Origin of the sequence: Brachybacterium endophyticum, assembly GCF_003130585.1 — a bacterium.
Lineage (GTDB): Bacteria > Actinomycetota > Actinomycetes > Actinomycetales > Dermabacteraceae > Brachybacterium > Brachybacterium endophyticum.
Genome location: NZ_QFKX01000006.1, coordinates 172381 through 185089, shown reverse-complemented (window position 1 = coordinate 185089; position 12709 = coordinate 172381). Strand labels below are relative to the sequence as shown.

Sequence of the window (12709 nt, the reverse complement as noted above, 5' to 3'; positions counted from 1 at the left end):
GCCAGTATGGCACCGAGGTGAGCGGCTCGTGACGGCGTCCGCGGCCGCTACGCTGAGAGTGTGAGCACTTCGAACCGTGGAACCGCCGACCGCATCATCTGGGTCGACTGCGAGATGACCGGACTGGACAAGCAGAAGGACGCGCTCGTCGAGATCGCCGTCCTGGTCACCGACGGTGACCTCAACATCCTCGGCGACGGCGTCGACGTCGTCGTCAAGCCCCCGGCCGAGGCCCTGGAGAACATGGGCGACTTCGTGCGCACCATGCACACCGACTCGGGCCTGCTGGACGAGCTGGATGCGGGCATCACCCTCGAGGCCGCGCAGGAGCAGTGCCTGGCCTACGTGCGCGAGCACTGCCCGGAGGCGGGCAAGGCTCCGCTGGCGGGCAACAGCGTGGGCACCGACCGGGTCTTCCTGGACAAGGACGTGCCGGAGTTCGCGGCCTGGCTGTCCTACCGCACAATCGACGTCTCGAGCCTCAAGGAGCTGGCCAAGCGCTGGTTCCCGCGGGTGTTCTACAACACCCCCGCCAAGCACGGCGGGCATCGCGCGCTCGCGGACATCCGCGAATCGATCCAGGAGCTGAAGTACTACCGCGAGGTGCTGTTCGTGGCCGATCCCGGCCCCACGACGGCCCAGGCCCAGGCCGCCGCCCGCACCTTCGAGCTGACCGGCACCCCGTCCGAGGGGGAGCCCGCCGCACCGTCCACGCCGCACGTGCCGTGGTTGCAGCGCGCCACGCACCGCACCTGGCTCGACTCCGAGGCCGACGAGCTGCTCGTGTTCGGGGCCGAGTCCCTGCGCGAGGACGGCGGCTTCGGCTGGTTGGACGACAACGGCGAGCTGGATCCCGACAAGCCCTCCGAACTGTGGCTGACCTGCCGGATGACGCACTGCTTCGCCCTCGCGCACATGCTGGGCAGCCCCGAGTTCGGCCGCTTCGTCGACCACGGCGTCGACTCGCTGCGCAGCGTCTTCCGCGACGACGAGCACGGCGGCTGGTACTCCAAGGTCGCCGGGGAGACGGTCGTGGACGACGCCAAGGAGGCCTACGCCCACGCGTTCGTCGTGCTCGCGGCCGCCTCGGCCACGGCGGCCGGCCGCCCCCACGCCCCCGAGCTGCTCGAGGAGGCGCTCGGCGTCCTCGATGCGAAGTTCTACGACGAGGACGCCGGCATGAGCGTGGACACCTTCGACCGCGCCTTCGCCACCTGCGAGGACTACCGCGGGATCAACGCGAACATGCACACCACCGAGGCGCTGCTGGCCGCGGCCGACGTCACCGGCGACCGCCGCTGGCTCGACCGCGCGGTCGGCATCATGACGCGGGCCATCGACGAGTTCGCCCGCGAGCAGGACTGGCTGCTGCCCGAGCACTTCGACACCAGCTGGAACCCGGTCCTGGACTACAACGAGGACAAGCCCGCCGATCCCTTCCGCCCCTACGGCGCGACCGTCGGCCACTGGCTCGAGTGGTCGCGACTGGTCCTGCACGGCCGGGCGGCTCTGCTGGCCAAGGACGGCGAGGCACCCGAGTGGATGCTCGAGGCCGCGACCGCGCTGATGGAGAAGGCCGACGCCACCTTCGGCGCGGACGGCGAGCCCGGCTTCCCCTACACCGTGGACTGGGACGGTGAGCCGGTGGTCCACGAGCGCATGCACTGGGTCGCCGCCGAGGCCACCGCCGCCGCGGCCGTCATGCACCAGGTGACCGGGGATGCGAAGTGGGCCGACCGTTACGAGACCTGGTGGGAGTACATCAGTGAGCATCTGCTGGACCCCGAGCGCGGCAGCTGGCACCACGAGCTGGACCGGGAGAACCAGCCCCAGTCACGCACCTGGGAGGGCAAGCCCGACATCTACCACGCCTACCAGGCGACCCTGATCCCCCGCCTGCCCGTCACCCCGACCCTGGCCGCCGCGGTGCGCGACGGGCTCGTCGACGAGATCGGCTGACGCCGCCGTCCGTCTCAGCGGCGGTCGAGGGCGTCGTCCAGGCGCTCGATCTTCCCGTCGAGCTCGCCCTCGTGCCCGGGCCGGATGTCCGCCTTCAGCACGAGGGAGACACGCGATCCGTAGCGCCCCGCCGCCTGGGTGGCGCGCTTGACGACGTCGAGGACCTCGTCCCACTCCCCCTCGATTTCGGTGTGGGTGGTCGTTGTTCGACCGCCGCTGCGAGGAACCCTGGCCAGGACGAACCGCTGCTCGATGCGGGCAACACGGTCGTCGCCGCGGAGCTGGACATGCGCGTTGTCGCGGTGGCCGATCACGTGATCGATCTTGAACCCGGCGCGGGCGACGCCGGCGGGACCGTGGTTGCAGCTGGTACGCCCGCCTACGTCGCGGACAAGAGCGTCGGTGCTTCCGCGGGCTACCTTGCCGCCGCACTGCAGGCAGCCACCAACGTGACCCCAATGTGACGAGTGTGTCGCTGTGCGATCTGAACATCGCACAGCGACACACTCGACAGTTTGCCGGCCAGAATCGCGGGTCACCCCCCGCGATTGGGGGACACGCCCTAGCTCTGGGCCTCGCCGAGGCGCGCTTCGGGCGTGAGCTCGGCGTGGAGACCGCCGCCGGTCGCAGCCCGGGCAAGAGCGCGACCCAGCGCAGGTGCCTGCTTGAACAAATTGTGACCGGCCACAAAAAGGACAGAGCCTGCCTCCCACACGGCCACGCCGTCCTCACTCCACGGGAGGTCGGTCACCCAGCAGTGAAGGAAGTCGCGCGGCTCTGGGTGGAGACCGGGCAGCGCCCGTGTCACGTATTCGCGGGCGCGTTCGTCCAGCGATCGAATCGCCGCCGGGTCGATGAAAGTTCCGTCGTCGCGGACGCCGACTGTGTCGCTGAGTCCGACCGAATAGTTGCTGTTGCCCGGTAGCGGCGTCGCGTACACGCCGACTTCGCCGAAGACGCCGCTGCTGTCCTGCAGGCACGCGACTCGTGCCGGGGCGGCGGCTTTCACGTCGAAGGTCAGCCTGACGTGTGCGGCAAGGCGAACCGGCAGCGACAGGCCGACGCTGCGTGCCAGGCGGGCGGTTTCGCGGCCGGCGCACACGACCACCTTGGAGTAGACAGCCCGGTCGGTGACGCTGCGCACCTCGACCGTCCCGTCGGCGCGGGGATCGATGGAGATGACCTCACCGGTGGTGACCGCATCTGCGAGGGCACCCGTGAGTGCCGTGATCGCGGCTCGGGTACGGATCGCGCCGCCCGACTCGTCGAGCACCGCTGGCCCCGAGTACCCAGCGAGCAGCGGCATCCGCTGGGCGACCTCGGCCGCGTCGATCTCGTGCGCTTCCACGCCGCCGACCTGGTCGAGCACCCGCAGCCGCGCCAGGGCGCTGTCTCCGATCGCCAGGACACCGTCTGATGAGACCAGCTCGACGTCGAAGTGTTCGGCCCACTCATCCCATACGCCGCGGCTTTCGCGCGCGAAAGCGACGAGTCGCGGGTCGTCGTGGGCATGCCGGAAGATCCGCGCCTCGCCTGCGGACTGACCCGTCCCGGGCAGACCAGCCTCGTACAAGCGCACCGGCACGCCCTGCTCCCGCAGCGCGTACGCCGTCGACAGACCGACGATCCCGCCCCCGATCACTGCTACCTCGGGTGAACGCGTCGTGGCAACGCCGTCGTCAGTTCGTGTCATCGCGGTTCCCCGATCTGTTGGTGATTAGCGATAGACCGCAAGAGAAGGGGCCGCTACCACGACGTCAGCGGGCTGTGTAAGCCCGAAGTCACCGCGCGCAGCGACCCCTCCTTTCTGGGCCAGTACTCCCGTTCTGTGGTGTCAGGCGGGGAGTTTGGAGCCCAGGACGTCGAGCTTCTCGATCGTCGGTTCGCTGAACAGTTTGCCGGTCTGCTCGCCGAGAGCGGCAGCGACTGCGCCGGACAGGTGCGCGTCGCGGCCGGCGCCATCGGGGAACACGTCGAAGATCCCGAATGAGGACGGGCCGAGACGGATCGCGAACCACGCGATGGTGGCCGGTTCCTCCTCGACGAGCCCTCGCCCGATGCCGAGAAATTCCTGGACCTTGTCTTCCTTGCCGGGCAGGGCCTCCAGCCTGACAAGCAGTCCCTTCGTCACGCTCATGACGTCACCTCTGCCTGGGTCGAATTGCTCGCAAATTTCGCCACGATCGTATCGCAGAACGCAGGCAGGTCGTCGGGTGAGCGGCTGGTGATCAGGTTCCCGTCGACCACGACGTCCTGGTCGACGACGTCCGCACCGGCGTTGCGCAGGTCCGTGCGGATGCTCGGGAAGGACGTCAAGGTGCGACCTCCGACCACGCCAGCCTCGATCAATGTCCAGGGCCCGTGACAGATCGCCGCCACGGGCTTGCCACTCTCGACGAAGTCGCGGACGAAGGAAACGGCGTCCTTGTCGACCCGGAGCTGGTCGGGGTTCACCGTGCCGCCGGGAAGCAGCAGGGCGTCGTAGTCGCCCGCCGAGGCGTCGGCGACCAACCCGTCGACGGTGAACGTGCCCGCTTCGTCCAGGTCGTTCTTACGGGCCTTGATCTCGCCGTCGTGGATCGAGAGGACCTCGGTCTGAGCGCCGGCCCGTTCCAGTGCTTCGCGGGGTTGCTCGAGCTCAACGCGTTCGACTCCGTCGGCGGCGAGGATCGCGACCCTCTTGCCCTGAAGATCTGCTGCCATCTCAGTTTTCCTTCTTTCCGTTCGAGTTGCCGGGCTTGATGAGGACCTTGGTCCAACCCTTGGACCTGGCGTCGAAGTTCTTGTAGGCATCGAGCGCCAGTGGAACAATGACTCCGAGGGCGCAGACGATGGCGATGATCGGGGTACTCATACGGCCGATCGTCCCATGGATAGTGCGTCGTGGGTAGCGGAACGACGCGCCGACTTTTTCAGCGATCACGAGGCGGCTCCGCCGTAGACGATCGTTTGCGGCAGGGCTACCAGACGTCGGTCGGGTCCGAGATCCGCTGGTATGCGACCTGCCATATCCTGCACCGCAGCTTGTCGCCGTCGATCGTCATCTGGACGCCCACGGCGTCGGCCGTCCATCGCTTCACCTGGACGACGCACCGCACGTTCGTATCTCCGAACTGGAGCCAGGCGTGACCCCATATCGTCACCTGCTCGGGAACGATCGTGAGGGGCTGCGCGTGTAGTCGCAGCTGGAGCGAGTCGAGGGTGCGCGGCGGTCCACGCTTCCGCGCCTCGCGTAGCTCTCGCTCTTCACCCCTCTGCGCAGGGAGGTGGGGGTAGCGCTTGTTCGTTCCCACGGGTTCATCGTCGCGGGAACATCGGGCGCTGCCGGGTGGTCTACTCGGCGTTGTCCTTCGGCTTGCCAGGTCGGGGCCAGGGCCAGGCGTCGACGACGGCCCACAGCTCGGACGCCGAGCGCGACACGACCGTGTGCGGCCGGCCTTCGGCCACCACGGCGTCGAGGAACCATGAGACGTCGCGCAGCGCGTCGGTGTAGCCGGAATGGCCGCGGGCGACTGCTCCCATGATCGCGGCGATCTTCTGGGCCTGGCGCACGGTGATCTGCACCGGGAGGTCGTCGCCCTCGTGAGCCCCATTGACCGCGCGCTGGAACGCCTCGGGAGACGTCTCGGCAGCACGACGCCCTCGACTCCATCTGCGTGAAGGTCTTCGAGGAGAAGGTCAGCGGCAAGCTCGATGTCGATGCCCGTCCGGGGCTCCGCGAGGCGATCGAGTACATGAGGGACGGCGACATGCTCACGGTCCAGGAGGTCGACCGGCTCGGTCGCAATCCCCTGGAAGGGCTCATCGTCCTGACCGATCTGTTCGAGCGCGGCATCGCCGTGAAGGTACTAGAGGGCATTGCGGCCGGCGAGCACACCGAGCGGTCGCTGATCCTCGACCTCGCGCTCGCATTGGCCGAGGATCGCCGTCGCGACATCGTCCGCAAGACGAAGAACGGGCTGGAGGCAGCGCGGAAGCGCGGCAAGGTCGGTGGGCGGCCGCGGGTGATCGACGATGACAAGCGCACTGTCATCCTCGCTCGTCGGGAACGGGGCCAGTCCATCCGCGAGATCGGAGCAACCACTGGCGTCTCCGTGGGGGCTGTGCTCGGCGTGGTATCCGAGGAAAACGCGGGGGCCTCCTCGTCATGAGGGACGAGGAGGCCCATCGCATCGAGAGCACGTCCAGTTGAGGATCACCGTCTCGGACGGCTGCGGGAGCAGTTACTACTCATCCGACTCCGAGATCGCCTGTTCGAGCCGTTCGACCTTGGCGTCCAGCTCGCCCTCGTAGCCCGGACGAATGTCAGCCTTGATGACGAGAGAGACCCGCGAGCCGAATGGCTCAACGGCCTCTGTAGCACGCTTCACCACGCCGAAGACCTCATCCCAGGTACCTTCAACCTCGGTGAACATGCTCGACGTCCTATTGGGCAAACCGGAGTCGCGGACGACCTTCACTGCGGCAGCGACAGCATCGTGGACTGATCCATCTTCGCGGCCAGTTCCGGACGGGGCAACGGAGAATGCAAGCAACATGGCGGTTCCCTCCTCAGATTCCTGCGGGCCGGATGAAAGACCCATGTCCTAGGTCGACGATACTTGTGAACATCGAACTGGTGCGGTTGGGGAGGCCGGAGTCGCGCACCACCTGCACGGCGGCGGCGACCGCGTCGTGGACGCTGGCGGCGTCGGACCCCTCGGCGAGATCGCGCACGACCTCGGGGTCGGAGGGCTCACCGGTGGGCTGGACGGAGAAGGCGATGATCATGGCGCCCACTCTCGTCCCGGATCCCTACGCTGGCAAGCCTGGGCGGCGGCCCTGCGTCGGCGGCTGAGCCGGCGCGTCCTGCGACCGCTCGAGTCGCCCTAATCCTGCTACCGCTCGACGTGGGAGGGCTCGCGCTCCTCCGCGGCCGTCGGCTCGGTCCTGGCCGAGCGGGTCGCGGGCGGACCGGTGGGACGCGCCTGGCGGGCCAGGTAGCGGTGCGCGGAGATCGTTCCCGCACGGACGGCGGAGCGGATCAGCCAGTACGCCACGAGGGCGACGAGGATCCAGAAGACCGCGACGGCCGCCAGGATGACGGGCTCCCATCCACCGAGTCCGAGTACGTCGAAGCCACCCATTCCTGAACCCCTCCCGTGGTCCGCCCGGCATCCGGGCCCGATACGTTCCGATCTCACGGTAGCGAACATCCGGAAGTGCAAGGCGTCTCACAGTGCCAGGGCCCGCCGCAGGGTGCGGAGCAGGGTCGACGCCCGGTATGCTTGCATCTCGTTGCGGCCCGCGCGCCGCACATGGTGGTCGTAGCTCAGTAGGTAGAGCTCCTGGTTGTGGTCCAGGCGGTCGCGGGTTCAAATCCCGTCGATCACCCCGCTCGCGGTCCGGACATCCTTCAAGGATGTCGTGAGATCCGACGAGACAGAAGGACCCCGGTGACACCGGGGTCCTTTTCTGCGCCGCAGGGCGCCATCCAGCCCCTGCCATCGAGCCTCGGTCGACACCGTCCGCTCTCCCGTCCCGACCAGTCGGGACGACCCCATCAACGAATGCCCGACTTATGCGTCTATGGGCTGTTACTGCCGGTAATATGCATCCATAGAAGGTTTCGACATGGTGTCCGTCGACATCCCCGCGTCGCGGGTGCCAGCAGAGACCACCGCTCGCCGCGAGCGGCCGCGCCCGACGGCGCACGCCGACGTGGCGTCGGGCGTCGTCAGCGGCACTCCCCTGACTCCCTCGAACCTCGACGACCTCGACGAACCGGGGGTCTGGAGCATCGTCGGAGCCGATCACATCGAGAACGCACCGACGGCCACACCGGGAACCCTCGAGGTCGTGCTGTTCGCGAGCGCCGGAGTCGCGGTGCAGACGTACACGACCCTCGCCCACGGCCCCGGTTCGGCGCCGCAGCTGTACATGCGCACGACCCTGCTGGCGCACGGCTGGACGGGCGTCCCCTGGACCGTCGTGGGCGCCCCACCGGCCGGCACACCGCCCGAGCGCACCGCCCTGGACGACGCACAGGCCTCCGATCACGCGACCCGCGTGGAGTTCGCACGAGCGCGTCGCGGCGGCGGGATCGGCACCGGCGGGCAGCCCGTCGTCATGCTCCGGTTCGACCACTGGCTGGCCGCCTTCCGCGACAAGTGCCTTCCCGTGCTCCGTGCCCACGGTCTCGTCGGCACCCTCAACGTCAACTTCGACAACCTGGGCACGGAGCAGAACGGCGGCGGCTCGATCACCTGGGACGACGTGCAGGCGTGGAACCAGTACGACGGCATCGAGATCGCCAATCACGGCTCCACGCACACCAATGCCTCCACGCGCGAGGCCATCCGGCACGAGATCATGGACGGCCGGCGGAACCTGGAGGCCGCCATGCCTCGCGTCGCAGTGGAGACCTGGCAGGAGCACGGCTCCGCCTACCTCATCGCCTCCGACATCGAGGGCGACGAGGGGTTGGATCTCGGCCGGACACTGGACGCCTTCACGCAGTCCTACGCGGGGCGCCTGGTCATGGCCGAGCACGCCATCGTGGAGGGCAAGGTGGGCGGGTTCTACCCGGCCCTCTCCGGCTCACCGCAGATCGGGCAGTCCCACTTCTCCATCGACCGCCAGAGGAGCGCACAGACCATCGCCACCGTGCAGTTCGCGCAGAGAGCCGGGCGGGGCGTCACGATCTACCTTCACCCGGGGCTGCTGGACACCGTGCGCGTGGGGAACCACCTGTGGGCGGTGAGCTACGGGGCGGACGGCTCTCGCACCCTGACGCCGTCGATCCCCGGTGGCGGCGCGCTCACCTTCACCGACGACGCGGCGCTGCGCGCGTGGGCCGCCGCCAACGGGCACATCGTCCATCAGACGAGTGCCGACTTCACGGCGACCTGCGCCTGGCTCGAGGCCGAGCGGGACGCCGGACGGATCATGGTCATGACCGCCGCGGGTGGCGGTTTCGCCGACGCCTCCCACGCGCGGCGCGAGAACCTGCTGGTCCGTGACCTGTGGCAGGGGTCCGCCTGGGCGCGCAGCGGCTCGGGCCGCGATTTCCGGGCGGTGTCGACCCCTCGTGCCGGTGCCATGTCGCAGCGGTTGTTGCTGTACACCCGTTTCGGCTGGGCGATGGGCGCGGCGCACGAACTCGTGGTGCTTGCGAGGGCTCAGAGCACCACCTCGCTCATGCTCTCGGTGGAACAGCTCGGGAACCCCGACAACTGGTGCTCGACGAGGACGTTCACGGTCCCCGGTGACGGCAAGCTGCACACCTACAGATTGAACATCGCGCTCCCGCGCGATCGGAGCATCCCGCAGATGATCGTGCGGGTGGGCGGGCCGGACCTGACGATCGAGGGCGAGCCGCAGCTGGTCGCCATCTGAGCCCCGTGCACGGGGCGCCCACGTCGTTCCTGTGCGGATCCGAGGAGAATCCGCCGATGAATGGACGCGCATTCTCCTGAGAAAAGGCGAGAGGCCGGGAAATCTGCTCGTCCCGTTTCGTTCACCGGGTGTACACCGACTGCACGACAGGTGTTTTTCCCTGCGGTGAGTTCGACCACGGGACCGAAATTCCATTCCTGCCCCGGCGACACGGGACGGCTCGCCCGGGACGCGCTCCTGCGCTGTCCGGACGGTTCCGAGGGGCCGGTCTCCCGGGTCGGGACACTGCGTGAGCCCTCGGCGGCACGAGCCGTCCCGAACGGCCCCGGGGATCCGGCACAGGCTGCCCCCGCCCCCACTCGACCGACGGGCGCAGGCTCGCCACCGAGCACCTGGATACACGTCTTCGCAGGTCATGCGCGTTCTAGGCGGTGTGCGCACGGCTTCCTCGCTCGTCGCCGCACATCCGGGGCGGGGCACGAGAACCTCCTCGCAGCGTCACCGGGCGGTCGTGCGCGGCCGGCCGAGCTGGTCGGGCCGGACCTGCACACTGCCGCCGCGGCGGCGGAGGGAACTGCGCCGACCACCTCCGGAACGGGGACCGGGCGCGCGGAGTGCGACCCGTTCCCGCGCCCGCGCTGGTCTAGACTCGCCGCAAGCAATTCCGACCCGTGATGCGCCCGCCTCTCGCGGGGACCATCACCCTCCTGGCGTCACCTCACGACCCCTGCAATCAGAGGTAAGGATTCAACAGATGACCGATCCGAAGAAGACGTTCGATGTCGCCGTTGTCGGCTGGTGGTACGGAAAGAATTACGGATCGATTCTGACCTACTACGGCCTCAATCGCGCGATCGAGAGCCTCGGTCATTCGGTCCTCATGGTGCACGAGCCCCTCGGCTACAACGGCTGGCGCGTCGAATGGCCCGACGACATCGTCTCGATGGAGTTCGCGCGTCGCGTCGGGTACGAGTACACGGAGCAGGCCCACTTCCGTGAGCTGCCGGCGCTGAACCAGAAGGCGCGGGCCTTCGTCGTCGGCAGCGACCAGCTGTGGAACCCCCTGATCGGTCGCGTCAACAGCGACCTCTTCCTGGACTTCGTCGACGAGAAGAACGACCGGGTCGCCTACGCGACCTCGTTCGGCAACCGCGGCACGAAGAAGTTCACCCCCGAGTTCATCGCGCAGCACGCTGCGCACCTGCAGCGCTTCAAGGCCATCTCCGTGCGGGAGGGCTATGCGATCGACACCGCCCGCGACATCTTCGGCGCGAAGGCGGACCTGGTCGTGGACCCGGTGTTCCTGCTGCCCCAGGAGCACTACAGCGAGCTGGCGGACAAGGCGACGATCAGCCCCGAGGGCGACTACCTGGCCGTGTTCTTCCTCGACCCCACGGAGGAGAAGAGGAACGTCGCCCAGGCGATCGCGGACAAGCTGGGCGTCGAGTCCATCCGCGTGATCCCGAACCCCGACGACGGGATCGAGCACTGCCGGACCATCTGGGCCGACGAGCCGCGCGCCCACATCCTCGACGAGGACCGCCCGGAGAACTTCCTGCGCACCTACCGCGACGCGGGCTACGTCGTCACCGACAGCTTCCACGGGTCCGCGTTCGCGACGATCTTCGAGAAGCCCTTCTCCTCCATCTTCAACGCGAAGCGCGGGGCGGACCGCTTCAAGAACCTGATGAGCTCCCTCGGGTTCGGCGAGAGCCGTCGCGTGCGCGAGACCGATACGGCGGCCGACATCGAGGCCGACCCGAACGTCACGCGCGAGATCGACTTCAGCACCGCCCGCTCCTACATCGAGAGCGGGAGGGCCTCCTCGACGGAGTGGCTCCGGGACGCCCTCGACCCCAAGACGGAGGGGTCCGCGGCGCTGTACCCGCATCAGCGCTTCACGCTGACGGCCCCCGAGTTCACCACCGCCGGCGACGGCTGGAAGATCCAGAAGCGCGCGAAACAGACCCGCCTGCGGGTCTCGCGCGGGGGCAACGTGCTGGGCAACCTGGTGTGGACCGACCTGCCCGAGCCGCTGCACAAGGGATCGGCCTACCAGCTGACCCTCGATTGGACGCCCACCACCGACGCCAAGACCGTCAACCTCCACGTGCGCAACCCCGAGACCGGGCGCTTCCGCGTGGTCGGTCGCGTGTCCGTCCCCGAGGGCAAGGCGCAGCCCCGCACCGACACGATCACGTTCCCGATCGACGAGGACGGTGCCACGCAGTTCATGCTGGGCGGGATCCACTTCGCCGGCCGCAAGGCGGGCGCGGACATCCGCAGCGTCACGATCGAGCGGATCCCCACCGGCGCCCTGCCGGCCGCCCCCGCCAAGCCCAAGGGAGGCGCCCCCTCCAAGGGCTTCGCCGCCCAGGCCAGGACGCTCGCGCTCAAGGACCACGAGCGCCAGGTGCGTTCCTTCCAGCACGCCCGCTCCCCCGAGGGCGTCTCCGGCGCGCGGGCCCGCATGATCTTCCACGCCCACGCGATCGAGAAGGGGCTCAGCCGCAGCAACTTCCGTCCCGGGTTCGGCCAGCGGGCCGTCCCGGGGCTCGCCAAGGAGATGAACGCCTGGCTCGCCGCGGATCATCCGACCGATGACGACTTCCTGCAGAGCTCGGCCACGGTCATGAACGTCTACTTCGACCGGCACGACAGCCTGGGCACGGACGTCTCCCACTTCCGCCAGCTGTTCTCACCGGCATCGCAGGAGATCATCGACGCCGCGGTCGTCGGCGAGGGCGGGGTGCTGCCCGCCCAGCAGGAGCGCGAGATCACCGAGGAGACGGACCCGGGCCGTCCCTTCCTGGAGGTCATGTACGGACGGCGCAGCGTCCGCGAGTACACCGACCAGCCCGTGCAGGACTCGGAGATCGCCCGTGCCGTGCAGATCGCCATGCAGGCCCCGTCGGTGTGCAACCGGCAGGGCGCGCGTGTGCACCAGTTCGAGGATCCGACGGTGATCAAGGAGGTGCTGGACATCCAGGGCGGCTTCGCCGGCTACGAGATGCCCCCGCGTCTGCTGCTGGTCACCGCCGATCTCGATGCGTTCCTGTTCGCTCCCGAGCGCAACCAGCCCTTCGTCGACGGCGGCCTGTTCATGATGTCGCTCCTGCTCGGGCTCACCCAGGTGGGCCTGGGGTCCGTGCCCCTGAACACGGCCATGGGCACCGAGAAGGAGACCGCGATCCGCAAGCTCATCGACATCCCCGATCACGAGGTCTTCATCTCGTTCATCGGCGTCGGCCACTACCAGCAGGACGTCCTGGTCCCGCGCTCGAAGCGCACGGGTGTGGATCACGCGCTGGTCAAGCACCAGAAGGGCTGACGCCCCTCCCGATCCCGGCCCCGGGGCCGGGCGGGTGCGACG

13 protein-coding genes, 1 tRNA gene and 2 pseudogenes are annotated in these 12709 nt (G+C 68.6%); 6 read left to right on the top strand and 10 right to left on the bottom strand.

Going from position 1 to position 12709, the window contains the following annotated elements:
- Nucleotides 1-60 precede the first annotated feature (60 nt).
- Complete coding sequence (gene orn / locus DEO23_RS14635) at nucleotides 61-1959, top strand: oligoribonuclease (protein WP_338067842.1); 1899 nt, start codon at nucleotides 61-63, stop codon at nucleotides 1957-1959.
- Nucleotides 1960-1973: 14 nt separating this feature from the next.
- Here the strand turns inward: orn and DEO23_RS14630 are convergent, their stop codons facing one another.
- Entirely contained in the window at nucleotides 1974-2213 is a 240-nt protein-coding gene (locus DEO23_RS14630) for a thiamine-binding protein (RefSeq protein ID WP_240613436.1), read from the bottom strand.
- Here DEO23_RS14630 and DEO23_RS16440 point away from each other — a divergent pair.
- A pseudogene (locus tag DEO23_RS16440) lies at nucleotides 2199-2423 on the top strand (ethanolamine utilization protein); the annotation flags it as partial. The gene DEO23_RS14630 and the pseudogene DEO23_RS16440 sit on opposite strands and share 15 nt — an antisense overlap.
- Nucleotides 2424-2521: 98 nt before the next feature.
- On the opposite strand, the gene DEO23_RS14620 reads toward DEO23_RS16440, so the two are convergent.
- The 6 genes from DEO23_RS14620 to DEO23_RS14600 form a co-directional block, all read right to left on the bottom strand.
- The gene (locus DEO23_RS14620; protein ID WP_205678987.1) at nucleotides 2522-3652 is read right to left on the bottom strand and encodes an NAD(P)/FAD-dependent oxidoreductase; all 1131 of its coding nucleotides are present in this window, start codon (nucleotides 3650-3652) and stop codon (nucleotides 2522-2524) included.
- A 141-nt stretch (nucleotides 3653-3793) separates the two neighbouring features.
- On the bottom strand, nucleotides 3794-4096 hold the full coding sequence (locus tag DEO23_RS14615; protein WP_109276756.1) for a putative quinol monooxygenase: 303 nt from the start codon (nucleotides 4094-4096) through the stop codon (nucleotides 3794-3796).
- On the bottom strand, nucleotides 4093-4662 hold the full coding sequence (locus DEO23_RS14610) for a type 1 glutamine amidotransferase domain-containing protein (protein WP_109276755.1): 570 nt from the start codon (nucleotides 4660-4662) through the stop codon (nucleotides 4093-4095). Before DEO23_RS14610 ends, DEO23_RS14615 begins: the two co-directional genes overlap by 4 nt.
- Before the next feature lies 1 nt (nucleotide 4663).
- The gene (locus DEO23_RS16165) at nucleotides 4664-4813 is read right to left on the bottom strand and encodes a hypothetical protein (RefSeq protein ID WP_165831854.1); all 150 of its coding nucleotides are present in this window, start codon (nucleotides 4811-4813) and stop codon (nucleotides 4664-4666) included.
- Between the two features lie 106 nt (nucleotides 4814-4919).
- Complete coding sequence (locus tag DEO23_RS14605; RefSeq protein ID WP_109276754.1) at nucleotides 4920-5252, bottom strand: hypothetical protein; 333 nt, start codon at nucleotides 5250-5252, stop codon at nucleotides 4920-4922.
- A gap of 40 nt (nucleotides 5253-5292) precedes the next feature.
- Nucleotides 5293-5523, bottom strand: a complete 231-nt coding sequence (locus DEO23_RS14600; protein WP_109276753.1) for a hypothetical protein — start codon at nucleotides 5521-5523, stop codon at nucleotides 5293-5295.
- A 68-nt stretch (nucleotides 5524-5591) separates the two neighbouring features.
- Here DEO23_RS14600 and DEO23_RS14595 point away from each other — a divergent pair.
- Nucleotides 5592-6110: pseudogene (locus tag DEO23_RS14595) on the top strand (recombinase family protein); the annotation flags it as partial.
- 75 nt (nucleotides 6111-6185) lie between these two features.
- On the opposite strand, the gene DEO23_RS14590 reads toward DEO23_RS14595, so the two are convergent.
- The 3 genes from DEO23_RS14590 to DEO23_RS14580 form a co-directional block, all read right to left on the bottom strand.
- On the bottom strand, nucleotides 6186-6497 hold the full coding sequence (locus DEO23_RS14590; RefSeq protein ID WP_029362855.1) for a thiamine-binding protein: 312 nt from the start codon (nucleotides 6495-6497) through the stop codon (nucleotides 6186-6188).
- Between the two features lie 13 nt (nucleotides 6498-6510).
- On the bottom strand, nucleotides 6511-6729 hold the full coding sequence (locus DEO23_RS14585) for a thiamine-binding protein (protein ID WP_109276751.1): 219 nt from the start codon (nucleotides 6727-6729) through the stop codon (nucleotides 6511-6513).
- Between the two features lie 107 nt (nucleotides 6730-6836).
- On the bottom strand, nucleotides 6837-7085 hold the full coding sequence (locus DEO23_RS14580) for a hypothetical protein (RefSeq protein WP_109276750.1): 249 nt from the start codon (nucleotides 7083-7085) through the stop codon (nucleotides 6837-6839).
- 174 nt (nucleotides 7086-7259) lie between these two features.
- On the opposite strand from DEO23_RS14580, the gene DEO23_RS14575 reads away from it, so the two are divergent.
- The 3 genes from DEO23_RS14575 (at nucleotide 7260) to DEO23_RS14565 (ending at nucleotide 12667) form a co-directional block, all read left to right on the top strand.
- Nucleotides 7260-7332: transfer RNA gene (locus DEO23_RS14575), tRNA-His, on the top strand.
- Nucleotides 7333-7572: 240 nt separating this feature from the next.
- On the top strand, nucleotides 7573-9336 hold the full coding sequence (locus tag DEO23_RS14570) for a polysaccharide deacetylase family protein (protein ID WP_109276749.1): 1764 nt from the start codon (nucleotides 7573-7575) through the stop codon (nucleotides 9334-9336).
- 754 nt (nucleotides 9337-10090) lie between these two features.
- Nucleotides 10091-12667, top strand: a complete 2577-nt coding sequence (locus DEO23_RS14565) for a polysaccharide pyruvyl transferase family protein (protein WP_109276748.1) — start codon at nucleotides 10091-10093, stop codon at nucleotides 12665-12667.
- Nucleotides 12668-12709: the final 42 nt, after the last annotated feature.